The 22,386-nt window shown below is 27.6% G+C and carries 23 protein-coding genes, 1 pseudogene and 1 riboswitch; of the genes and pseudogenes, 20 read left to right on the forward strand and 4 right to left on the reverse strand.

Features of this window, described 5'->3' with window-relative positions:
• Positions 1 to 33 precede the first annotated feature (33 nt).
• Positions 34 to 261, reverse strand: a complete 228-nt coding sequence (locus UF10_RS02235) for a DUF2798 domain-containing protein (protein WP_170062431.1) — start codon at positions 259 to 261, stop codon at positions 34 to 36.
• A gap of 277 nt (positions 262 to 538) precedes the next feature.
• Between UF10_RS02235 and UF10_RS02240 the strand changes: the two genes are divergently transcribed.
• The 11 genes and pseudogenes from UF10_RS02240 (at position 539) to UF10_RS02290 (ending at position 7,970) form a co-directional block, all read left to right on the forward strand.
• Positions 539 to 1,513, forward strand: coding sequence for an aromatic ring-hydroxylating oxygenase subunit alpha (locus UF10_RS02240; RefSeq protein ID WP_106776194.1), 975 nt, complete (start codon positions 539 to 541; stop codon positions 1,511 to 1,513).
• 84 nt (positions 1,514 to 1,597) lie between these two features.
• Positions 1,598 to 2,020: an N-acetyltransferase gene (locus UF10_RS02245; protein ID WP_106776195.1), complete on the forward strand. Its 423-nt coding sequence runs from the start codon at positions 1,598 to 1,600 to the stop codon at positions 2,018 to 2,020.
• A gap of 62 nt (positions 2,021 to 2,082) precedes the next feature.
• The gene (locus tag UF10_RS02250) at positions 2,083 to 2,322 is read left to right on the forward strand and encodes a hypothetical protein (protein WP_146130763.1); all 240 of its coding nucleotides are present in this window, start codon (positions 2,083 to 2,085) and stop codon (positions 2,320 to 2,322) included.
• 142 nt (positions 2,323 to 2,464) lie between these two features.
• Positions 2,465 to 2,622: riboswitch (M-box (ykoK) riboswitch) on the forward strand.
• A 71-nt stretch (positions 2,623 to 2,693) separates the two neighbouring features.
• Positions 2,694 to 3,023 (forward strand): annotated as a pseudogene (locus UF10_RS09475) (MgtC/SapB family protein); the annotation flags it as partial.
• A gap of 63 nt (positions 3,024 to 3,086) precedes the next feature.
• The gene (locus tag UF10_RS09480) at positions 3,087 to 3,245 is read left to right on the forward strand and encodes a hypothetical protein (RefSeq protein ID WP_330403924.1); all 159 of its coding nucleotides are present in this window, start codon (positions 3,087 to 3,089) and stop codon (positions 3,243 to 3,245) included.
• 334 nt (positions 3,246 to 3,579) lie between these two features.
• Positions 3,580 to 3,909: a tRNA-binding protein gene (locus UF10_RS02265; protein ID WP_106776199.1), complete on the forward strand. Its 330-nt coding sequence runs from the start codon at positions 3,580 to 3,582 to the stop codon at positions 3,907 to 3,909.
• A 217-nt stretch (positions 3,910 to 4,126) separates the two neighbouring features.
• On the forward strand, positions 4,127 to 4,549 hold the full coding sequence (locus UF10_RS02270) for an N-acetyltransferase (protein ID WP_106776200.1): 423 nt from the start codon (positions 4,127 to 4,129) through the stop codon (positions 4,547 to 4,549).
• A 62-nt stretch (positions 4,550 to 4,611) separates the two neighbouring features.
• Complete coding sequence (locus tag UF10_RS02275; RefSeq protein ID WP_146130763.1) at positions 4,612 to 4,851, forward strand: hypothetical protein; 240 nt, start codon at positions 4,612 to 4,614, stop codon at positions 4,849 to 4,851.
• 386 nt (positions 4,852 to 5,237) lie between these two features.
• Positions 5,238 to 5,606 (forward strand): DUF1700 domain-containing protein, encoded by a 369-nt coding sequence (locus UF10_RS02280; RefSeq protein ID WP_106776201.1) that lies wholly within the window; start codon positions 5,238 to 5,240, stop codon positions 5,604 to 5,606.
• 148 nt (positions 5,607 to 5,754) lie between these two features.
• Entirely contained in the window at positions 5,755 to 6,264 is a 510-nt protein-coding gene (locus UF10_RS02285) for a hypothetical protein (RefSeq protein ID WP_106776202.1), read from the forward strand.
• Positions 6,265 to 6,872: 608 nt separating this feature from the next.
• Positions 6,873 to 7,970: a glycerol dehydrogenase gene (locus UF10_RS02290; protein ID WP_106776203.1), complete on the forward strand. Its 1,098-nt coding sequence runs from the start codon at positions 6,873 to 6,875 to the stop codon at positions 7,968 to 7,970.
• A 736-nt stretch (positions 7,971 to 8,706) separates the two neighbouring features.
• Here UF10_RS02290 and UF10_RS02295 read toward each other — a convergent pair.
• The 3 genes from UF10_RS02295 to UF10_RS02305 are packed head-to-tail and all read right to left on the reverse strand — an operon-like array spanning position 8,707 to position 10,579.
• Positions 8,707 to 9,522 (reverse strand): hypothetical protein, encoded by an 816-nt coding sequence (locus UF10_RS02295; protein WP_106776204.1) that lies wholly within the window; start codon positions 9,520 to 9,522, stop codon positions 8,707 to 8,709.
• On the reverse strand, positions 9,516 to 10,214 hold the full coding sequence (locus tag UF10_RS02300) for an ABC transporter ATP-binding protein (RefSeq protein ID WP_106776205.1): 699 nt from the start codon (positions 10,212 to 10,214) through the stop codon (positions 9,516 to 9,518). Before UF10_RS02300 ends, UF10_RS02295 begins: the two co-directional genes overlap by 7 nt.
• On the reverse strand, positions 10,214 to 10,579 hold the full coding sequence (locus UF10_RS02305; RefSeq protein WP_106776206.1) for a GntR family transcriptional regulator: 366 nt from the start codon (positions 10,577 to 10,579) through the stop codon (positions 10,214 to 10,216). The genes UF10_RS02300 and UF10_RS02305 overlap by 1 nt, the downstream gene beginning before the upstream one ends.
• A 321-nt stretch (positions 10,580 to 10,900) precedes the next feature.
• On the opposite strand from UF10_RS02305, the gene UF10_RS02310 reads away from it, so the two are divergent.
• The 9 genes from UF10_RS02310 to UF10_RS02350 all read left to right on the forward strand — a co-directional run bounded on the left by UF10_RS02310 (position 10,901) and on the right by UF10_RS02350 (position 22,383).
• Positions 10,901 to 11,119 (forward strand): YdbC family protein, encoded by a 219-nt coding sequence (locus tag UF10_RS02310; protein ID WP_106776207.1) that lies wholly within the window; start codon positions 10,901 to 10,903, stop codon positions 11,117 to 11,119.
• 354 nt (positions 11,120 to 11,473) lie between these two features.
• Complete coding sequence (locus tag UF10_RS02315; protein ID WP_106776208.1) at positions 11,474 to 13,267, forward strand: oleate hydratase; 1,794 nt, start codon at positions 11,474 to 11,476, stop codon at positions 13,265 to 13,267.
• Positions 13,268 to 13,371: 104 nt separating this feature from the next.
• Positions 13,372 to 15,471 (forward strand): P-loop NTPase family protein, encoded by a 2,100-nt coding sequence (locus UF10_RS02320; protein ID WP_106776209.1) that lies wholly within the window; start codon positions 13,372 to 13,374, stop codon positions 15,469 to 15,471.
• A complete protein-coding gene (locus UF10_RS02325; protein ID WP_106776210.1) occupies positions 15,461 to 16,657 on the forward strand; it encodes a hypothetical protein in 1,197 nt (398 codons plus the stop codon). Before UF10_RS02320 ends, UF10_RS02325 begins: the two co-directional genes overlap by 11 nt.
• 8 nt (positions 16,658 to 16,665) lie before the next feature.
• Positions 16,666 to 18,594, forward strand: coding sequence for a vWA domain-containing protein (locus UF10_RS02330; protein ID WP_106776211.1), 1,929 nt, complete (start codon positions 16,666 to 16,668; stop codon positions 18,592 to 18,594).
• 192 nt (positions 18,595 to 18,786) lie between these two features.
• Entirely contained in the window at positions 18,787 to 19,377 is a 591-nt protein-coding gene (locus UF10_RS02335) for a TetR/AcrR family transcriptional regulator (protein ID WP_106776212.1), read from the forward strand.
• A gap of 37 nt (positions 19,378 to 19,414) precedes the next feature.
• Positions 19,415 to 20,380 carry an O-acetyl-ADP-ribose deacetylase gene (locus UF10_RS02340; RefSeq protein ID WP_106776213.1) on the forward strand — a complete coding sequence of 322 codons (966 nt, stop codon included), beginning with the start codon at positions 19,415 to 19,417 and terminating at the stop codon, positions 20,378 to 20,380.
• Positions 20,381 to 20,714: 334 nt separating this feature from the next.
• The gene (locus tag UF10_RS02345) at positions 20,715 to 21,302 is read left to right on the forward strand and encodes a helix-turn-helix domain-containing protein (RefSeq protein WP_106776214.1); all 588 of its coding nucleotides are present in this window, start codon (positions 20,715 to 20,717) and stop codon (positions 21,300 to 21,302) included.
• Positions 21,303 to 21,699: 397 nt separating this feature from the next.
• Positions 21,700 to 22,383 carry a GntR family transcriptional regulator gene (locus UF10_RS02350; RefSeq protein WP_106776215.1) on the forward strand — a complete coding sequence of 228 codons (684 nt, stop codon included), beginning with the start codon at positions 21,700 to 21,702 and terminating at the stop codon, positions 22,381 to 22,383.
• The last annotated feature ends 3 nt before the right edge of the window (positions 22,384 to 22,386 follow it).

Here is a 22,386-nt window from a genome sequence, read left to right on the forward strand (position 1 = left end):
TGATTGGTGCTCAAAATAAAAATCAAATAAAAATTATTTTTCTACTATTTTATTTACTATTTTTTCAGCTAGAGGTATAAAAATATTAGCAAGTGGAACAGAGATAGCTGTACCTACAAGTGCAGATTTCAAGAATGCTATTAAAAAACCTTCTTTAAATCCATAATTTATTATTACCATTGCTAAAGAAATAGGTACAGAAATAAAAACAGCAGCAAGACATGAAAAAACAACGTTTCTGTATTTTTTATTGATTCTCAAAATGATCATCCTTTCTAGAAATAAAAGAGATTTTATTGTATTATAAATAATGTATATACAATTTGAAAAATTCCTAATAATACAATTATACTATAAAAAACGCCCATTTAAATAGAAAATCAAGATAGATTAAATTTATTTTAAAAAAGTGTTACATAAAAAGATAATTTGTATTAATCTATATATTATAGAATTAAATATTGTAGAAAAATAATTAAAATATTATAAATGTAGACTTAGTTTAAAGTATTAATACAAAGTTAGAGGGAGGTAAGAAATGATAAAAAATAGTTGGTATGCAGTTCTAAGTTCAAGAGAAATAAAAAATAATAAACTTTTATCAGCAAAAAGGCTTGGAAAAAATCTGGTTTTTTTTAGAGGAAAAGATGGAGAATTATCTTGCTTTATGGATAAATGCCTTCATAGAGGTGCAGCTCTAAGTGGGGGTAAAATAAAAGAAAATTGTATACAATGTCCTTTTCATGGGATTGAATATGATAAGGATGGAAAATGTGTATTTATACCTAGTGAAGGAAAAAGTTCTGAGAAAGATTTTTCGAGATTTAATTTAGAAAAGTTTCCTGTAAAAGAAGTTAATGATATGATATATCTATGGTATGGAGATGAAGAAGTAATAGGAGAACCTGATTATTTTGATGAAGTATCCAAGGAAGGCTATGTTTATAGTGAACTAGTAGACCATTGGAAAGTACATTATTCAAGAGTAATAGAGAATCAGATGGATGTATCTCATCTACCTTTTGTTCATTATAATACAATAGGAAGAGGTAATAAAACTCTTGTAAATGGTCCAAAGACGATTTGGATAGATGAAAATACCTTACAAACAAGTGCCAATAATGAAGTGGATAGAGGTCAAACTCCGCTAAAATCCGAGGAAAGTGTAATAAAAAGTACTAACTTAAAATTTAAATTTCCAAATAGTTGGCTAAATACTATAAGTGAAAAAATTATGGTAACAGCATATTTTGTTCCCATTGATCAAGAAAATACATTGCTTTATATCAGATTCTACAATAGGATAACACCTATAAAAGTTTTAAATAAGTTAATATCTTATATTGCTAAGTTTGCTAACCTTAAAATAGAGAGACAAGATAAAAAAGTGGTTGAAACTCAAATGCCAAAGGAAAGTTCGCTGAGAATGGGTGAGATGCTTCTTTCAGCGGATAAAGCAATTATAGAGTACAGAAAAAGAAGAGAAAAATTAAAAAATAATATAGAGAATTAAAGAAAAGATTTATGAAAATATAAGGAATTATTATTTGAAAACAGTAAATTAGCTCTTATTCTTTTATAATAGAAAGGAATAGTAATGATTAAAAAATTTGAAATAGAAGATCTAGATGAAATAATGAATATATGGCTAGAAACAAATATTTCAGCACATGGTTTTATAAAAGCATCTTATTGGAAAGAAAATTTTGAAATGGTAGAAGAAATGATGATGAGTTCGGAAATATATTTATATAAGGAAGATAATAAAATATATGGCTTTATAGGATTAATTGATGATTATATTGCAGGTATTTTTATAAAAGATAAGTATCAATCGCGTGGAATTGGAAAGAATTTGCTAGACTATGTAAAATCCAATAGAAATAGATTACTTCTATCTGTTTATAATAAAAACAATAGAGCGATAGAATTCTATAAGAGAGAAGGATTTATAATAGTCAAGAATGAAATCGATGAAGCTAATAATGAGAAAGAATTTGTAATGGAGTGGCAGCTTTAAAATATTTCTTATTGATATAAGGGAAGGAGAGTGTAGCTTTGTATACAGTAAATAAAATATTAATGGTAATTTTTGTTTCAGGGATGTTTGCCTGCTTTATAGCGATGGTTCTACTTTTAGCAAGTATGTTTGTAAAGAGCTTAAAGCTTAGGAGAAAATATTTAGCTATATTTTTTGTGATATCTATGGCAGTATTTTTTATCTCATCAATAGGATATACTAAAACATTATCAAAAGAAGAGATAAATGAGCTTCAGAAATATAATAGAGATATAAGAAATGATCAAAAGAAAATTGATTAAGAATTATTTTAAAACAAAAAACTAGAAAGTAATAAAGAGATAAGGTAATAAAGATAAAAAATTCTAAAAAATAAACTAAAAAGAAAGTTATATATAAAATTGACTTTTTAAATAAATGATGATATTCATTATTTAATGATATAAATAGGCTCGGTAGGTAAGGCTACTATGAGGATACGGATTGTTGCCGCGAAGTAATGGAGACATTATAAGTAGGTTTGAACAGTCAAGGTCGAGATTAAGGCCTTGAATAATACAATTTCATTGCCTCATAGAGTTAAAGCTCAAACAGGATTAATCGGTTTATTACCCACAGATATCTTGGAGATTTTTGTTTTTTTATATTATTAAATGGAATAGGAGGTGCGTATATGAGCATATATGATTTTGCAATAAGGCTATTGGCATCAATATTTTTTGGACTTATAATAGGTATAGAGAGAAATCTTACTGGTCATGCTGTCGGTATCAAAACAAATGTCTTAGTATGTATGAGTTCTTGTATGTTTGTTTTGTTCCCTACAATAGTTGGCTAGCCAGATATCGTAAGAAATTCAGCACAGGTAATAACAGGAGTTGGTTTTCTTGGTAGTGGTATAATATTTAAAGATGGGAGAAATGTAAGGGGAATTAATACTGCAGCTACTATATGGTGTACAGCAGCTGTAGGCATGATTACAAGCTCAGGAAAGATAACATTTGCGGCTCTTTCTACACTTTTACTGATTCTTATCAATTTATTATTAAAACCACTTGCAGAAAAATTGGATCCAAACTATGAATTTGATGAAGATGGAAATATATATCAAATATCAATTACATGTGATGATAAAAAAGAATTTTTTGTAAGGTCAATGATTATTAATGAAATGGAAACTTCAGCATTTAAGTTAGTTTCTTTGGAAAGTATTGATGTGTCTTGAGCAAAAGTAAAGATTATAGCAGAATTTTTGTGTAGTAAGAGAAGAGATCAGATAGCGGAGAATCTAATAGCGAAAATCAGTATGGAGGAGGGTGTATTTAATACTTACTGGAAGTTGGTATAGCATTATAAATACATTAAATACTAAGGAGAATATATTAATTATTATATTTAAGATAAAGCTTAATACTAAAGATAAGAGTTTAAAACAGAATTTAAAAACATAAATTAAAACAGAATTAAAACGGAAATTGGAAAGTATTAATAAAAATGACCTGCTAATAGTATTAAAAAATGATAGATATCTATAAGTAAATTGAAATTTGGAGGATATTATGATTGGAATTGAAGATTTTAATAAAGTAGAAGTAAGAGTAGGAACAATAATAGAGGCAAAAGTAAATAAAGGAGCTAGAAAGCCAGCTTATGCATTAAAAATAGACTTTGGTGAGGAAATTGGAGTTAAAAAATCATCTGCACAAATTACAGAACTTTATACAGTAGAAAATTTATTAAATAAACAGGTAATATGTTGTGTAAACTTGACGCCAATGCATGTTTCATCTGTAAAAAGTGAGGTTCGTATATTGGGATCTGATTCAGAGCAAGGGATTGTTCTTTTATCCCTAGATGAAAAAGTAAAAAATGGAGACTTAATTTGCTAGAACTCTATTATAAAAATATATTATACTGATTATGCTAGAAAATAGAGGATGGAAAATAAAAAAATATCAATAAATAGTTAATATGATTTTATAAGATTATCCAGATTTTAGTACATAATATAGAAAATTAAAGAAAAAAATTATGAAAATATAAAGAATTATTATTTTAAAATAGTAAATTAGATCTTATTTCATTTATAAATAGAAAGGAATAGTAATGATTAAAAAATTTGAAATAGAAGATCTAGATGAAATAATGAATATATGGCTAGAAACAAATATTTCAGCACATGGTTTTATAAAAGCATCTTATTGGAAAGAAAATTTTGAAATGGTAGAAGAAATGATGATGAGTTCGGAAATATATTTATATAAGGAAGATAATAAAATATATGGCTTTATAGGATTAATTGATGATTATATTGCAGGTATTTTTATAAAAGATAAGTATCAATCGCGTGGAATTGGAAAGAATTTGCTAGACTATGTAAAATCCAATAGAAATAGATTACTTCTATCTGTTTATAATAAAAACAATAGAGCGGTAGAATTCTATAAGAGAGAAGGATTTATAATAGTCAAGAATGAAATCGATGAAGCTAATAATGAGAAAGAATTTGTAATGGAGTGGCAGCTTTAAAATATTTCTTATTGATATAAGGGAAGGATAGTGTAGCTTTGTATACAGTAAATAAAATATTAATGGTAATTTTTGTTTCAGGGATGTTTGCCTGCTTTATAGCGATGGTTCTACTTTTAGCAAGTATGTTTGTAAAGAGCTTAAAGCTTAGGAGAAAATATTTAGCTATATTTTTTGTGATATCTATGGCAGTATTTTTTATCTCATCAATAGGATATACTAAAACATTATCAAAAGAAGAGATAAATGAGCTTCAGAAATATAATAGAGATATAAGAAATGATCAAAAGAAAATTGATTAAGAATTATTTTAAAACAAAAAACTAGAAAGTAATAAAGAGATAAGCTAATAAAGATAAAAAAATCTAAAAAATAAAGAGTGCAGAATAAAAGTAATAGAAGAAAAAATGATAGAAAAGAAATCAAAAAATATAGATTAAAAAAACAGAGGCTCATAGAAGTAATAAAATAAAAAAGTGTAAAATAGAAAGTGGATATCTAGAAAATAAAAAAACATAAAAATAGAAAGGGGATTTTAGTCTTCTTTCTATTTTTTGTTTTAAAAAATATTAATATAAAATTAAAATGATAATAAAATGAAAATATATACTAGATATTGATTCAATATATATCCTATGATAGAATTATATTAATATAATGTGTACTTTGGATTGTAAAGGAAAAGATTATGAAGCTAAAAAAGAAAAAATTCTTAGAAGATGTGAGGAAAAAATTAATATCTTTAAATCTACCAAAAGATACAATTGATCAGATTATATCTGAGATAGATGTAAAGTATAATTTTGAAATTGAAAGAGGAAAGTCAGATGAAGAGATAATAGAAAGCTTTTCAGGTGCAAGAAAAATAGCTGAAAAGTATGCTTCTATATTTGGGTATAATAAAAGTCATGTTCATAAATTCAAAGATAATATGGAATTAAGTATATTTGATATTTTTAAAGAAATAAAAAAAGAAGAGCTTAATAAGAAAGAAATAAAAAATGGAGAAGAGAATAAAAGACAGAAAAATAAATTGATATATAAAAATAGTAAGTAATAATATTTTGTATCTTTAGTTTGTATGTTTAGCTAGTTTTATGTATTTAAGCAATAAAGCGAATATTTTAAAATCCTATATTAAAAAATTCTAAGTCTAGGCTTCTATTTGATGTTTGAAAAATATATTATATTAAGGGGGAAAAATAGTGTCGTATAATATTAAAGCTATGCAGGGGGTATCCTCTCATATAGAGACATTGAAGATGAGTGAAGCAAGAAGTAAGACGTGGTGTATTAATTTTAATAACAAAGAAAAGCTTTGCAAGAAGAGACAGTCTGTATTTTACGGAAAATCTTGTAGAAATGTAAGGTATTGTCAATTTTATAAAGTTTCAAAAAAGGGTAAAAGAGCTTTTGAAAGAGATAGTATTGAAAGTAAAAGTAAAAGGAATTTGGATACAGAAGAAAAGCTAAAGAAAATATATTCTGAAAAAGGAAAAAAGATAAATCATATTAATTATGAAGCGGTAATACTAAATGGTGATAGAATAAAGGTTGAAAATCTGAAAAATAATGAAATAAAAACATATAGTATAATAATTAAAAACGATTTTAATAAATCTCCAAGAATATCTAAAATTTGTTATAAAAAACAAAAAGGTGATATTTTTGAATATAATAATCAACAGTATAAAATTATTGCTCATGGAAGATAAGTAAAGTCTATAAAAAATATGATATATAAAAGGCAGTCTATAATTAAGGGTCTGCCTTTTTTTTGATTTTGAAATATTTAAATCTAAGATTTGATTATTTTAAAGAGTTTATAATTTAAGCTATATATAAAAATCTAGATTAAGATATAAAAACAAAGTTATAAGCAAAAGTATATATAGATTAATAAATATAGATAAAAGCATAAATAAAAAATATAAATGATATTGGTAAAAAAGATATTACAAGAGTTTATTATATTTTTTGTATGTATATCATTTATTATACATTGAATAATTAAAAATAATATAGCGAAGAAGGTTTGATTATAGCAGTAATAAAATAAATTCTATAAAATATATAAAAAATATTAATAAAATATAATAGTATTTTAAAATTTATATTGCAATTATATATATTATGAGTATATAATAGTAATTAGTCAGTTAGCTTTTTAACAATAATAATCTTAAAAATAAGGAATAATAAAATGAAATATCTAGAAAACTAGCTTATAGATAAGTTGATGAATATAAATACTATATTAATTAAAAAGTTTTTCTGGCAAACTTTATCTAAAATTTATTTAAGAAAGTAGGAGGAAGAGTATATGTTAAAATTAATACGTGCACCACACAAATATGTTCAAGGTAAGGGAGCTTTAAATGACTTCTATAATCAAACAAAGGATTTAGGAAAAAGATTTTTATTTATTTGTTCAAACAGTGGAAATAAATACTGTAGTGGAGACATAAAAAATAGCTTTGAAGATGATAATGCATACACAAGATTTGAAGTATTTGGTGGAATCAGTTCCAATGGCGAAATAGATAAGATGAGAGAAATTGTAAAAGATGATAATATAGACGTTGTTGTAGCCTTAGGTGGTGGATCAGCAATTGATACAGCAAAGGCAACTGCATACTTTGAAAATAAAAAGATAGTGATAGTCCCAACAGTAGTGGCAACAGATGCACCATGTACAGGACTATCAGTAATATACAATGATGATGGGACTTTTGACAGATATATATTTTATCCAACAAATCCAGACGCAGTAATAGTAGATACTCAGGTAATAGCTAATGCACCAACAAAATTCTTAGTAGCTGGAATGGGAGATGCTTTAGGAACTTATTATGAAGCAAGAGCTTGTGTTCGTGTAGGAGCTCCTTCACTTGAAAATGGTGGAATCTCTAATTCAGCAATGGCACTATGTAAGCTTTGCTATGAGATACTACTTGAAAATGGAGCTATGGCAAAGGAAGCAGCACAGCAAAAGTTAGTAACTCCAGCGGTAGAATCAATAGTAGAAGCGGCAACATATTTAAGTGGTGTAGGTGCTGATAATGGTGGGTTGGCAGCGGCACATTCTATATATAATGGATTTACAAGTCTAGAAGAATGCGAAAAAACTAACCACGGTGAATTAGTTGCTTTTGGTACAGTTGTACAGTTGATATTGGAAAATGCACCAAAATCAGAAATAGATGAAGTAATGAACTTTATGGCTAGTGTAGGATTACCTTTAACTTTGGAAGAAGTAGGAGTTCAAGATTTATCTAGAGTAATAATAGCTTGTGAGAAGGCTTGTGCAGAGGGCGAAACTATACATAATATGGTTGGAGATATGACAGCAGAAGTATTAAGAGATGCTGTTTTGGCTGCTGATATATTAGGTAAAAAATATTATAGTGAATGTAAGTAATTTAATTAATTAGGCTACTCTTTATGAGTGGCCTTTTTATTTGGGAAAATTTCTATTATAAACTAGCAATTATATATTTGATAAAGATTAATTTAAAGTTATATTAAATATAAGAAAATTTATCCTTTAAACTCATGTATTTAATGGATAATTTATAATTTGTATTGATTGGGTATAACTCTTATTGATTATAAAAAGATGGCTATATTTAATAACTATCGAATAATATATATCTATTGAGAAAAGCTATTATAATTATAGATAAAGTGATTGATTAAAAACTTAAAGCTTGCTATAATTAAGTTGTTGAGCGTTATTGATGTGGTAAGACTGATGATATTCTATATTATTAGATGTGGTTGTTGTAATGAAAAATTATGCAATCTATAACTTAAATTATTCTGTATGAAGGAGGGCTTTGCCCTCCTTTTAAGTTTTTTGAAAAGAATAAATTTAACTATATATTAATTAGGCTTATATAAGATACTTTTGTATAAGTTAATATATAAGTATTTCTATGCAAGATAATATAGAAGTTTTATGAATGGAATGTATAAGCATTTTATGTAATATAATTTAGAAACATTATTATGCAAGCTTATATAGAAATATTTTGCGGAAAATAATTATAGAAAATTTTTTTCTTATTTATATTTAAAAATTTAGGCAAGTTATTACAAATAAAAAGAGATATTGGAACTCCAATATCTCTTTTATTTATAATAACTATTTATCATTATTCTAAGTTAAGTTTCCTACTCATTATATAAACTACTAGACCACCAGCAATTAATATATAAACTACAGATAGTAAATTTGACTTAAGCATAACATTTTGCATAAATGATGTCATTTCAACTAAGAATTTTCCGCCCTGATCAGCAGCAAATTGTTTAGACTCAAAGCTAGTAGACATATCTTTAAATAAGAAGTTAGATAAAACTGAAGATGAAATGTTAAAAGCAAAGTAAGTTAAAAATCCATATATATACTTATGATTTATACACTGTCTTAAATGTGCAACTGAAACAGAAAGATAAAGAACCAAAATTGAAGATATAGTAGAAATTATCATACCTATTACAATTTGGAAAATTAATAAAGGCATATTTAGATTTAGCTTATTTGCCTCTAAAATCATACCAGAAAAAGCTTCCTGTAGATTGAACATATCTATTTTAGAAATATTAGGAGCAGCGAATAATAAAACTGCTACTATAAATACAAGTATAGATATAAATGTATAAATAAGCATAGTAATCGCTTTAGAAGACATAAGTGTAAATGGGCTTACAGGAAGGGTGTTTGATAAATATCCCTCATCTCCAAATATGGATATTGAAAATCTTTTAATAGTCACATATAAGTTAACAAATATAAAAATTGCAATGATGGCTATTAATAGTGCAATCATAATTCCTGTAAAAATATTTCCGCTTCCATCGCTGATTGTGAAGCCATTAATTAAAAATATTGAGACAATGGCTACATATAAGGGCACGAAATATCGCGCACAAGCTTTAAATTCATATTTTATAAGTTTTCCTAGCATTTAAATACCTCCCTAAACAATGCATCTACTGACATACCTTTCTCTGTTCTTATGTCATCTGTATTTTCGTGTATAACAATTTCTCCGTTATTTAAAAATGCAACTTCATCACAGATTCCCTCGATTTCAGAAATTAAGTGAGTAACGATAATAAGAGTAGCGTCCTCTGGGTAATTGTTCAGTATAGTTTTTATAACATAACTTCTAGCTGCAGGATCGACACCGCCAATAGGTTCATCTAGAATATAAAGTTTTGCCTTTCTAGACATAACCAATATTAGTTGAACTTTTTCCTTTGATCCTTTTGAAAGATTTTTGATTTTTGAGTCTAGAGAAATATCTAAATCTTCTAGCATATTGTGCGCTCTTTCTACATCAAAATCTTCATAAAAATCCTCGAAGTATTCCACTATATCCTTAACCTTCATCCAGTCGCTAATATAAGTTCTTTCAGGAAGGTACGATACGAAACTTTTAGTTTCTGTACCAGGAGCTAGACCATCTATTAATACACTTCCTGAATCAGGTGTTAATAGGCCGTTTACTATTTTTATTAGCGTTGACTTACCACTTGCATTTGGTCCCATCAAGCCAACTATTTTTCCACTATCAATACTTAAATTAATATCTTTAAGTACATTTTTACTAGCATAGGATTTTTTTAGTCCTTGAATTTCTAAAATTTTACTCATTATAAATCCTCCTTTAATAAATGTTTAAGAGAAGTATAAATCTCTTGTTTTGAATATCCTTGAGAATAGAGTTTTTCTAACATAACTTTTATCTCTATTTCAATTTGTTTATCTCTTACAGATGAAATTAAATTACTGTCATCTGTAACAAATTTCCCTACAGCTCTCTTTGAATGAACTAAGCCTGATAACTCAAGATCTGAAAGTGCTCTTTGAACTGTATTTGGGTTGACCTCATACATATCTGCATAAGTTCTTACAGATTCTAATTTTTGGTTGGGCTCAAGCTTTCCAGAAATTATTTGGTTCCTAATTATTTCAGCTATCTGAATATATATAGGTATATTTGTATCAAATTCTTGCATAAAAAGCCTCCTAATAATATTTATTTTATAGTTTGACCCTATACTTGCTAAGCCTATCTTTATATATAGATAATAGCAAGCATTAGTTTGAGTCGTTGTATCACTGTATTAATTGATTAATACAATAATACAACGATACAGTTATCTTGTCAATAGATTTTATAAAAAATAATTAAGTTTTGGGGAAAATATTTAGTTTTGTTTAGAGTGTATCTTTTGTATAAAATTTTAAAATGGAAATCTATTGAAATTAGTGATAAAATTGTATAAAGAAAAATTTTAGAACTATTTTTAGAATTGTAGATAAAAGTGGAGGTAATTATGGCTATTAAATATGAAATAAAAGAAAATATAGGAACTTTATCAACTTCAACAAAGGGTTGGTTAAAAGAATTAAACTTAGTTAGTTGGAATGATAGAGAAGTAAAATTTGATATAAGAGAGTGGAGTGAAGATCATAGTAAGATGAGCAAGGGAATAACTCTTACTAATGAGGAAATTCGTACTCTTAAAGAGCTATTAAATAATATGGATATATAACGCTAGGGAGAAAAAATAGATTATATGTAAAGTTTATTAATTTTTATAGCTGAAAATTATAAAATTTAAAATCATTACTTAAATAAGAGCAGACTATATTTTAGAGATATAAATAAGGTCTGTTCTTTTATTTATTTAATAAGATATACTTGAAAAAATAAAATAAGAATGTTTGGAATTATTAGACAATTAAGTCTCTATGCCTAAAAATTGAACAAATAATAGGAAGTATCCAATGAAAGGAGTATGTATAAGCCTTATCATATATATAAATAGACAACAAAGATTACTCAATATGAGATCTAAAAGTTGTATATATCAATTAATAATATTTTATGAAAGCGGGGCATTATTATGAAACTTAAAACTTTTGATGACAGACTAACTCTTACAAATGGTAGTTATCACGCACTTGTAAATACAAGAAAGCCAAAAGGTATAGAAGATAAGAGTGCATATTTAGTGGGTACAGGTATAGCATCTTTGGCAGCTGGATGTTTTCTTATAAGAGATGCACATATGGATGGTAGTAAGATAACATTTTTAGAGCAGTTAGAACTTCCAGGTGGATCACTTGATGGTGAAGTTCTTGCTAATGTAGGATATGTAGCTCGTGGTGGACGTGAAATGGGACAACACTTTGAGTGCCTATGGAGCTTATTTAGTTCACTTCAATCAGTAGAAGATCCAAATATGTCAGTGCTTGATCATTTATATTATACAAATTACGATGATCCAAACCATAGTAATTGCCGTATTACAAAAAATAGAGGGGAAAGACATGACAATGGTAAATTTAATTTAGGACAGAAGTTGGCTACTGAGCTAGCAAGCTTTGTAAGTATGTCTGATGAGGAATTAGAAAATAAATCAATCGAGGAATTTTTCTCAGAAGATCTTTTAAATACAGATTTCTGGACTTTCTGGAGGACTATGTTTGCATTTGAAAACTGGCACAGTGCTTTAGAGATGAAGTTATATATGAATAGATTTATACATCATGTTGCAGGTCTTCCTGACTTGTCAGCACTTCAGTTTACTCGTCATGATCAGTTTACTTCTATGGTAACACCAATGGTTAACTATTTAAAAGAACACGGAGCAAAATTCGAATATGGTGTAACAGTTGATAATGTTGAATTTACTATATCAGATAATAAGAAGGTAGCTAATAGAATACATGCCTTGGATAAGAATGGGAAAGAAATATCTATAGATTTAACAGAAAATGACCTAGTATTTGTAACAAATGGTTCTATTACAGAGGGATCAGGATACGGTGATGATAATAATCCTGCACCTTTCAAGAAAGAACCACAGGGATGCTGGGAATTATGGAGAAATATAGCAGCTCAATGCGACGAATTTGGACATCCAGATGTATTCTGTACTGATACAGAGAAAACAAATTGGGAATCTTGTACAGTTACTTGTCACGATGAGAGAGTTCCTAAGTATATAGAAAAAATAATTAAAAGATCACCATATGGTGGAAAAACTGCGACTGGTGGTATAGTATCTGCTGTGGACTCTTCTTGGTTGATGAGCTGGACTATAAATCGTCAAGAACAATATTATGGACAGCCTGAAAAAGATATAGTTGTTTGGGTATATGGATTATTTACAGATGTACCAGGAGATTATATCAAGAAACCATTGAGAGATTGTACTGGTAAGGAAATAACAAAAGAATGGCTATATCATATAGGAGTTCCAGAGAATGAGATAGAAGAATTAGCAAATTCTTGTACAGCAATTCCGGTAATGATGCCATTTATAACTGCACAATTTATGCCTAGAGCAGCTGGAGATAGACCATATGTTGTACCAAAGAATGCAGTCAACTTTGCTTTCTTAGGACAGTTTGCTGAAACACTAGATGATCCAGGACGTGATACAGTATTTACTATAGAGTACTCTGGACGTACTGCTATGGAAGCTGTATATGTTCTAACAGGAGTAGAAAAGGGAGTGCCAGAAGTCTATGCATCAAGATATGATATTAGATACCTATTAAACGGAGCTCATAGCTTGTTAGATGGAGAAAAGCCTGATATTCCAATGTCACCTCTAGCTAAGAGAAAGATAAAGAAACAGTTGGCAGGAACAGATATAGAAAAATTATTGAAAGAATTTAATATTATTTAGTTCTATAATATGATTAAATAAAAAATAAAAATATATGATGACCAAAATCCCGTTTTGTATAATTCGGGATTTTGGCATATATAATTAGCTAAGGAGAATAAGTTATGACAAATATCTATGAAAATCATAATTCGCATATTCCCTCAATTAAAGAATTAAGAGCAAAGTATAGAGAAGAAAAAAGATACATATTAGAAATTAAAGAAAAAGAATCTATGGAAAAAAGCATAGATAAGGAAGGCAGTTTTTTTAATACTTTTAGAAAGTATGAATTTGAAGAGATAGAAAAATTCAATTATAAAAATGAGTATTATAGTAGATACAAGAAGTATATAGAAAGTGAGTTTATATCTAAGTCTAAAGAGATTGCTAGGATAAAGAACTGTATAGCTTATGAAAAGTTTTTTCTAGAATGGGAAAGAAAGCTTATATTTGATAAGGAAAATTCTTTTCTTAAATCTAATCCTGCAACAAGGTATAGAGTGGATAGGATTAAAAAATTGGAAGAGGAACTAGATGAGCTTATAACAAAATCTGAAATTGCTCACACTGTCTACAATAAAGAAAAGTTATTGGATGATATAGAAAATCAGAAAAATAAGAAACTTGTAAATGTAGACTATGTATTAGATGCAAAAAATAAGGTTAAAAGTTCACTTAAAAAGGGAGTTCCCGTAAATATAATAGGACATCTTGGCAGCGGTAAGACAGCACTTGCCACAGAGGCTGCGGTAGAGTTTACTATAGAAAATATGATACAGGAGCTTTTAGAAAAAAAGATGGAAGAATGGTATTTAAATAATAAAAATGCTAGCTTTGAAGAAGTTTTATCAGCGTTTGAAAGCTTTAATACTAGTATTCGAAAAAGATATAAAGAAATCTTAATAAATGGGAAAAAAGAAGATTTAGAAAAAATACAACCATTATTTATATCTGGGTCACATAATCTTAGCTATGAGGATATGTTTATAGAAAAAACACTTTCTTTAAACAGTAGCTTTTCTGGTGAGGATTTTGAGTATTATTTAAACTACTTGAGTGAGAATTTCTTTGATTGGATAGATAATCATCAAAAAGAGTTAGAAGAGATCCCAAGTAAAGAGGAGTTTCAAATAAAGGTAGAGATTTGGAAGTCATTGTCAGATTTATTGGTAGCTAAGAATAGCGCATTTGGTACAGAAATAAAAAAGATAGAAAAAGAAATACTAATAGCTGTAAAAGAAGGTAGGCCAGTAATAGTTGATGAACTAAATGCAATAGCTATGCAAAATTTAATAGCTCTAAATGATATATTACAAAAAAATATTGGCAGTACGGCTTATGTAACAGGCATAGGTCCAGTAAAGATAAAAAGAGGATTTGCATTTATAGGAACAGGAAACTTATCTACTAGATTGGTTAGCTATGAAGGAACAAATGAACTAAATCCAGCGTTTAAGTCAAGATTTATGACTATAGAGTACAATTACCTTCCACAAAGTTTAATAGGATCGTTATATGATCAAAGCGATAACTCTAAAAATGAACTATTTAGGGTCATTATTACTAGATTATTAGACGGAGAAGGGAACTTACATATAGGGAATCCTAGAAAAACACTGGATGAGCTTTTTAGATTTGCTCAGTTGAGTAGAGTAACACAGAATGTATTTATGGGAAAATGGAAAGATGCTGGAGATGAAGAGTCCACTTTAAATGAACTAGAGTTAAAAGAATCTGTTTTATCAATTAGAAATATACTACATATATTAGATGATTGGAATTTGGGTGAAGAAAAGGATATAGACTTAGCTCTCTGGGACTCATTTATTAGCTCAATTACCTACCCAGATGATCAAAGTTACATATTATCTCAATGTTTAAGATTTGGATTTTTTGCAGAAAGCGAAGGCTGGAAGGTAAAAACAAAGTCAATAGGAGAGGCAACTACTACATATGATGAGATTAGAACTAGACCTTACCAATATACTCGTCCTAAGATAGAAATACTAAGTTATTTAGATGTACTTGATATTATATTTGGGAAAAAAGAATTTAAAGAAGATGAAGCTCTAATGGAATTTCTAGAGTTAGATTCTGAGAATGATTCTATAAGCAGAGATGATTTACAAAAACTAGATAAAAAGATAAGGAAACTAGAGTATTCAAAAGACATTATGGACTATCTTTATAAAGAAAGAGATGGAGAAGAAAATGAAAGATAAACTACATAATGAGATAAAAGAATATACGAATCAAGTATGCAAGCTAAGAGAAGAATTTAATGAGATTAAGAAAACAGGTGTTCTAGAGGAAGACTTTGAGAAAAAGATAAATAGAGTAAACTTCAATCAAAATAATATATTAGAAAAGTTAATACCTTATTATAGGCAGGAGAATATAGAAAATACTGAAGTACTCTTTAAGGAATTAGAAAAAATAGGAAGCTTTGAAAATACGGCGATTATAGAGTCAACTATAGTGTTTGATGAGTCTAACTTGATAGTGAGCAATTCTAAAGGTGAGTTGTATATAGTAAAAATTGATATCAATATGTATATGGTAGAATGGTCAGAAAAATTGGATATAAATATCAAGTGTTCATATATAGAGAAAATATCAGAAGAAAGAATACTACTTTTAGGTCAATCTGGTGAAATGATTCTTTTAGAAATCTTAGAAAGAAAGCTCTATAATACATCTAAGAAAAGCTTTAAGCTGATTAGTCAAAAAAATAGGATAGATGAGTATGGCTTTTTAGATATTTTAAAAATAGAAGAGAATAAATATATAAGAAAAAAGGAAGAAAACTTACTGGAGATTTTCGAAATAGAAATTTCATCAAATAAAGTAGATATTGTAAAAGAAAAAAGACAGGAAATATATATAGAAAAAGAGATAATATCTTCAAGCTTAGTTCTTGGATTAGATAGAATTATTATAGGAACAGATTCTGGAAATGTGTATATATATAGGAAAAATAATAGTGAATATATATTTGATTATAGTCTGGATATATTTAATCAAGAAGTATCAAACATATCAAAGCTTGATAGTGATGGCAAAGATATAGCTATTTTTTCATCGGACGGTAATTTTAAAGTATATTCTTTTAATAATAAGGAGATACATCTAAAAGAAAATAAAAAAATAGATGGGAGTATCTTCGAGTTAGAGTCGAAAGAGTCTACTGGACTAATGATTGGACAAGAAGGAGTCGCATACATTATAGAAGAAAATATGGGAAGTTGGTATGTGAATTCAAAAAAAATAGAAAAATTCTTTATAGAAATACTGGCTCATGAGAAAGAATATTATTTATTGTTTGATTTAGATAGCAATATATATCTATTATATATTGACAGAATTAGATCAGTTGAAGATATGTATAATAAAATAAAGTTTAGTTAGGTGATGTTATGGTTGATTTATTAGATGAAGAAAAATTAATAGAAGTTTCTAAAAAAAATTTGGAAGAGTTTTTGGATAAAGAAGCTAGAGCATTAGCAAGCTATACATTAGATTCAAGTCTTATGTATCTAGCTGAAGCTAAACTAGAAAAATTTGTTTTTAATGCATCAAAGGGAATATTATACTTACCCTTAGCAAGTTTTTTGGAAGATGACATAGATCATCAACAAATATTATGGCATATATATTATGAACTTGCTTTATATCCTGATTGGAAGAAAAATACAAAACGGTATGCAAAAAGATATTTATATTGGGAAAGAGAGATAGAGTCTATTACTTTTTACATTATGAAAAAGATAAAGAGGGCAGATTTAGAAAATGATGAGGCCTATCAACTTCCTATGATAAAAAATTATGTTCAAAGAGAAATCATGGATTTTCTGTATGCTATTGATAAATATATAAGTTTTCTAAGAGTTTTACAATTATGCCCAAGATATAGAAAAAAAGAAAATTTTTTAAATATAGTAAACTATATGCAAAAAACTGGAAGGAGTATGGATAGTATAAATTCACTGCCAAAGCACTATGCATTTTCTAAGAGTTTTTTACTTTATGAGCTATATAAAGAGATACCGGATATTAGTAATACAGAAAATCCATTTAAATCTAAAATATTAAATAAGGATTATTTTGATTTTATAAGAGACAATTTTATAGAAGAAATAAATTCTTATCAAGGGATAGAGACAAGGGAAGAATTTGTAAGAACTTTTGTATACAGTGAGTTTGAAAGGTTATGGAAAGAAGAAATAGATGAAATGACATTGTATAGATCAAAAGGTAAGATGAAAGATGAGTTTAAGAAAGGGAAGTCTGGCTTTGAAAATGAAGAAAAGGAGCTGCCAAAAAATCTTGAAATATCTAGGGATGAACAAGAAGAGTTTTTAGATGAGATGTTGGATGATGATATAGGACTAGGTGGATCACCGACTAATATTGATCATATAGATTTATCGTCTTATGGCATAAGTCAAGATGATCAAGAAGTTTTCAATTATTATGCAAATAAAATGAAATATGAACGTGAAGAGATGCAAAAGTTTTGGAAAAAGTTAATAGGAAGTGCAAAAAAAGAAGTTAGTAAAAAACAAAAAAAGCAAGTTAAGGGTAAATTAGATATAGATAGTTTTATACAAGCCTATCCAGAGTTTGTAGAAGCGGAAAAAAAATCCAACTATAAAAATTTAGAGATATTTAGTAGATACCTTTTAGAAATAGAAAAAAACATACTTCCGAGCAAGATAGAAATATCATTTTTAATAGATAATTCTGGGTCTATGAATCCCTTAAAAATTGATGCTGCAAGAAAAGCTTTATCGGTAACATTATTGTCTATTGAAGATTTCAATAGATATTTGCAGAGTAATTCAGATAGACTAAATCAGAGTATAAAAATATACACAGAAACGTGGTTTTTCGGCAGTGGATTTTATAATGTGAAAAAATTCAATGAAAAATCTAGTTATGAAAAAGAAAAAAGTGACATAATTAGATCAATTATTAAATTAAATGCATCAGATGGTGCTACAGATGATGCTGCTTGTCTAAAAAAAATAAGAGAATCAATATCTGAAAAGCAAGAAAATGAACTTAAAAAGGGAAATGAAATAAAAATAATATTTGAAATAACAGATGGAGCTTCAAGTTTTCCAGGTTCAGCGAAAAATGAAATAGATGCTTTATCTTCTAAAAATGTACTTGTGTATGGATTTCAAATAGGTAAAATAAGTCAAAAAAGTAGGGATAGTTTTGATTTTATATGGAATGAAGGGAAAGAAGAAAGAGGGATAATTTTAGGGGAAGATATAAGTCTACTTCCAAAAGAATTATTGAAACTTATAAAGTCGAATATGAAGTCAATATTTATTTAAGCCACCATTATTAAGGTGGCTTTTTTAGTTAGAATTTGATAATTAGGATACTCTAACTTTAAGGATTAAATATTAAGGAGTGAATTGTCAGAAAATGTTGATTGCATATTTCTAATAAGTTGACTTATACTGTTGAATAAGATTAAAATTAAGTAAAGGCTAGGAAAAGTATTTATTAAGGAGTTGATTTTTTTGGTTCAACAGTATACAAAAGCAATGATAAGAAAAGAATTTATTGAAATGCTTAATGAAAAACCTATAAATAAAATTACAGTAAAAGACCTATCAACAAATTGTAATATAAATAGAAATACATTTTACTACCATTATTCGGATGTATATGAGCTATTATCGGAATTATTTCAGTTGGAGCTAGAAAAAGTAATAGATGAATATAATGACACACTTTCTTGGGAGGAAAGCTTTATAATGGCTGCAGAATTTGCTCTCAAAAATAAAAAGGCAATATATCATGTATATAATTCTATGCAAAGGGAAGAGTTGGTTAATTATATTTATAATATAGCAGGAAACATAATGAGTAAGTATGTGGAGAAACAGAGTGAGGAAATAGATTCATATAAGGAAGATATGGATTTGATAGCATCTTTTTATCAATGTGCATTGACTGAAATGGTGTTAAGGTGGATATTGAATGGAATGAAAGAAAATCCAGAAGATGTTATAGAAAGAATTGGTCAATTATTTGATGGTAATATTAAAATGTCATTAAAAAGAAGTGAAAAGTTGAAAAGAGAAGAAACATTTGAAGAAGTTAGGTAACTTTCTGGAGTTTAAATAATTAATTTAGGAGGTATATATGTCTTTTAATATTATAGAGGGAGATATCACTAAACTGGATGTAGATGCTATTGTAAATGCTGCAAATTCATCACTTTTAGGTGGCGGTGGAGTTGATGGGGCAATACATAAAGCTGCAGGTGAAAAGTTGTTAGAAGAGTGTAGGGGGCTTGGTGGCTGCAAAACAGGAGATGCTAAGCTAACAAAAGGATATAATCTTTTAGCGAAATATGTAATACATACAGTCGGGCCTATATGGAGATCTGGAGAGTATGGAGAAGAAAAACTTCTAAGAAATTGTTATAAAAATTCTCTAAAAATTGCAAAGGATAAAAATCTTAAAAGTATAGCTTTTCCCTTGATATCATCTGGTGTATACGGATATCCTATGGCTGGAGCAATTGATGTGGCAATATCAGAGATAAAAAAGTTTTTAAATAAAAATGATATGAAAATTATTTTAGTTATTTTTAATAGAGAAAGCTTTGTAATACCCAACACTAGTTTAAGAAAAGAAATAAGCAATATTCTTAATAAAGAAAATAAAGAGAGCGTAAATAAAGAGAGCGTAAATAAAGCTAGTATAGATAAAGCTAGTATAGATAAAGATGCTATAAATAATAAGCCTACTAATAACTTTTATGAGGATTTAATAGATTTAACAGAGGAAAAAAGTATAAGTTTAAAGGAATTATATAAAAAAGCAAATATAGATGAAGCAGAATTAGAAAAAATAGAAAGTAACAATGAATATTATCCAAGTAAAAATATACTTTTATCTTTTGTAATTGCATTTAAGTTTAGTCTTAAAGAAATGGAGACTTTGCTAGAAAGGTATGAATATAAAATTTCATACGATAAAAGATATGACCTTATTATAAAGTATTTTGTAGAAAATGAAAGATATGATATTTTTGAAATAAACACTGTATTATTTGCCTATAAAGAGAATTTGCTAGGATTTAAAGGTATGGAAAAGAATTAGCGGATTTTAAATTATTCCTCGAAATAATAGTTTTTAATATATTGAGTGTTATTTGCTTTTAAAATGTATTATAAAATTATTTCACATAATAAAAAAGAATTATTTTTAAAAATCTATAGTAAATAAATAGTAAATAAATAGCAGTTTTAAATTAAATCAAAGATATATTATATTTTAAAAATCTCTTAGTTTAATGATAATATCAATTTTAATAGAAGTTAAATTCAAAAAAATGATAGTCTACTGAGCGTGGATTGTTTAGTAATAATAAAATAAGTATAATAGTAGATGGTAAAGAATCAATTTTATGAATAAAGACTATTAGGAGGAAGATATGGATTGTGCTAAAACAGGTAAGTTAATAGCTCAGCTTAGAAAAGAAAAAGAATTAACCCAGCAAAATCTTGCGGATTCTATTGGAGTTACAAATAAAACAATATCAAAATGGGAGTGTGGACTGGGATTTCCAGATTCATCTTTATGGGCAGATCTATCTCAGATTTTGGGAGTTGAGATGGTTCAAATTATGGAAGGAAAAATAAGGGAAAATAAGCCTGATACTGGAAATATGTCTAGGATTAATTTTTATGTATGCCCAGTTTGTTCAAATGCATTAATTAGTACAGGAAGCTCTACAATCTACTGTTGTGGTAAAAAACTGGAAGCAGTAGAGTCAACATGGGATATTGAAGAAGAGGACTATAATGTTGAATTAATAGATATGGATTACTATGTAAGTGTCAAACACTCTATGCAAAAAAATGACTTCATATTATTTTTTGCCTATGTTAAAAATGATAGAGTTTATTTCTATAGAATGTATCCAGAACAGTCGCCAGAAGTGAGGTTTCCTGCTATGAAAAATGGCAATCTATACCTCTACAGCACCAGTAGGGGACTGTCTAAAGCAATAAAGATATAAAATTTTCTAAAAAAAGAAAAAAATAAGAGAAAAGGCCTATTTATTAATCAAATAATAGACCTTTTTTCGTTTTTATGAAAAAAGTGTATTTTTAGGTTGTAGAAAAGTACATTTTGATTCTAAAAATTCAATTTATTGTAAAAATAATAAATATTGATTAAATTATATAAAATTTAAAAAAAATAAACAGCCTTTGTTAATGAATACTTTAACTTCTTTTATAAGATAAGGAATATGGCTATTTTTATAATGAAAAGTAAGAAACGTTACCATAAAACAAGTATACGACATAATTAAAATAAATATGTTAAAAAAGCTTAAAAATATTGTTAAAAATAGTTGATTTAAAGATAGATTGTGGTATACTAGTATATGTAAAGTGATTGGAGTTGATGTTATGGAAAAACCAATCTCTTCGGAGGAAATTTATCAGGATATTCTCAATAGAATTATTAATCTTGAGTTGGAACCTGGTAATAAAATTAGCGAAAATAGAATTGCAGATGAGTATGGTGTTTCTAGGTCAGTTATTAGGAATGCGTTTGCACGACTTACTCAAGATATGTTTTTGACGGTTTATCCTCAGAGGGGAACATACGTCAACTATATAGATTTAGACTACATTAGAACGGCATTATTGATTAGAATAGCAATTGAAAAAGAAATGCTGTATCGCTTTATGAAGAAAAAGGATAAGTCTAATATAATAGAAAAGATGAAAGTAAACATAAAAAAACAAGAAGATTTTTATTATGCTAATGAGTACATGGAAGAGTTTCAAGGGTTAGATGAAGAGTTTCACGAGTATATAATCATTAGTGTTGAAAATGAAAATATACTTAATTTAATAAGTGTACATCTGTTACATATCTCTAGATGGAGAAATGTATATATTAGATTAGGATACAAAGTTTCTCATTTGATAGATGAACACAGGTTGATTTTGAAATATATTGAAGAAGATAATTTAGATATGGCATTACAGTGTATGACAAAGCACATAGAAACGGTGACTGGTGAAATACATATTGATCCTGAGTATAAACACTACTTCATGAGTTCTGAATCTGGCAAGAGATAAAGG

Origin of the sequence: Peptostreptococcus russellii, from assembly GCF_003012055.1 — a bacterium.
Classification (GTDB): domain Bacteria; phylum Bacillota; class Clostridia; order Peptostreptococcales; family Peptostreptococcaceae; genus Peptostreptococcus; species Peptostreptococcus russellii.

What these genes read in the sequence shown, in the direction of transcription:
- UF10_RS02340 (WP_106776213.1), top strand. Translation starts at nt 19,415, where the DNA reads ATGTCTTTTAATATTATAGAGGGAGATATCACTAAACTGGATGTAGAT.
- UF10_RS02330 (WP_106776211.1), top strand. Translation starts at nt 16,666, where the DNA reads ATGGTTGATTTATTAGATGAAGAAAAATTAATAGAAGTTTCTAAAAAA.
- UF10_RS02250 (WP_146130763.1), top strand. Translation starts at nt 2,083, where the DNA reads ATGGTAATTTTTGTTTCAGGGATGTTTGCCTGCTTTATAGCGATGGTT.
- UF10_RS02325 (WP_106776210.1), top strand. Translation starts at nt 15,461, where the DNA reads ATGAAAGATAAACTACATAATGAGATAAAAGAATATACGAATCAAGTA.
- UF10_RS02295 (WP_106776204.1), bottom strand. Translation starts at nt 9,522, where the DNA reads ATGCTAGGAAAACTTATAAAATATGAATTTAAAGCTTGTGCGCGATAT.
- UF10_RS02240 (WP_106776194.1), top strand. Translation starts at nt 539, where the DNA reads ATGATAAAAAATAGTTGGTATGCAGTTCTAAGTTCAAGAGAAATAAAA.
- UF10_RS02265 (WP_106776199.1), top strand. Translation starts at nt 3,580, where the DNA reads ATGATTGGAATTGAAGATTTTAATAAAGTAGAAGTAAGAGTAGGAACA.
- UF10_RS02290 (WP_106776203.1), top strand. Translation starts at nt 6,873, where the DNA reads ATGTTAAAATTAATACGTGCACCACACAAATATGTTCAAGGTAAGGGA.
- UF10_RS02345 (WP_106776214.1), top strand. Translation starts at nt 20,715, where the DNA reads ATGGATTGTGCTAAAACAGGTAAGTTAATAGCTCAGCTTAGAAAAGAA.
- UF10_RS02270 (WP_106776200.1), top strand. Translation starts at nt 4,127, where the DNA reads ATGATTAAAAAATTTGAAATAGAAGATCTAGATGAAATAATGAATATA.
- UF10_RS02305 (WP_106776206.1), bottom strand. Translation starts at nt 10,579, where the DNA reads ATGCAAGAATTTGATACAAATATACCTATATATATTCAGATAGCTGAA.
- UF10_RS02245 (WP_106776195.1), top strand. Translation starts at nt 1,598, where the DNA reads ATGATTAAAAAATTTGAAATAGAAGATCTAGATGAAATAATGAATATA.
- UF10_RS02300 (WP_106776205.1), bottom strand. Translation starts at nt 10,214, where the DNA reads ATGAGTAAAATTTTAGAAATTCAAGGACTAAAAAAATCCTATGCTAGT.
- UF10_RS02350 (WP_106776215.1), top strand. Translation starts at nt 21,700, where the DNA reads ATGGAAAAACCAATCTCTTCGGAGGAAATTTATCAGGATATTCTCAAT.
- UF10_RS02280 (WP_106776201.1), top strand. Translation starts at nt 5,238, where the DNA reads ATGAAGCTAAAAAAGAAAAAATTCTTAGAAGATGTGAGGAAAAAATTA.
- UF10_RS02320 (WP_106776209.1), top strand. Translation starts at nt 13,372, where the DNA reads ATGACAAATATCTATGAAAATCATAATTCGCATATTCCCTCAATTAAA.
- UF10_RS02310 (WP_106776207.1), top strand. Translation starts at nt 10,901, where the DNA reads ATGGCTATTAAATATGAAATAAAAGAAAATATAGGAACTTTATCAACT.
- UF10_RS02275 (WP_146130763.1), top strand. Translation starts at nt 4,612, where the DNA reads ATGGTAATTTTTGTTTCAGGGATGTTTGCCTGCTTTATAGCGATGGTT.
- UF10_RS02315 (WP_106776208.1), top strand. Translation starts at nt 11,474, where the DNA reads ATGAAACTTAAAACTTTTGATGACAGACTAACTCTTACAAATGGTAGT.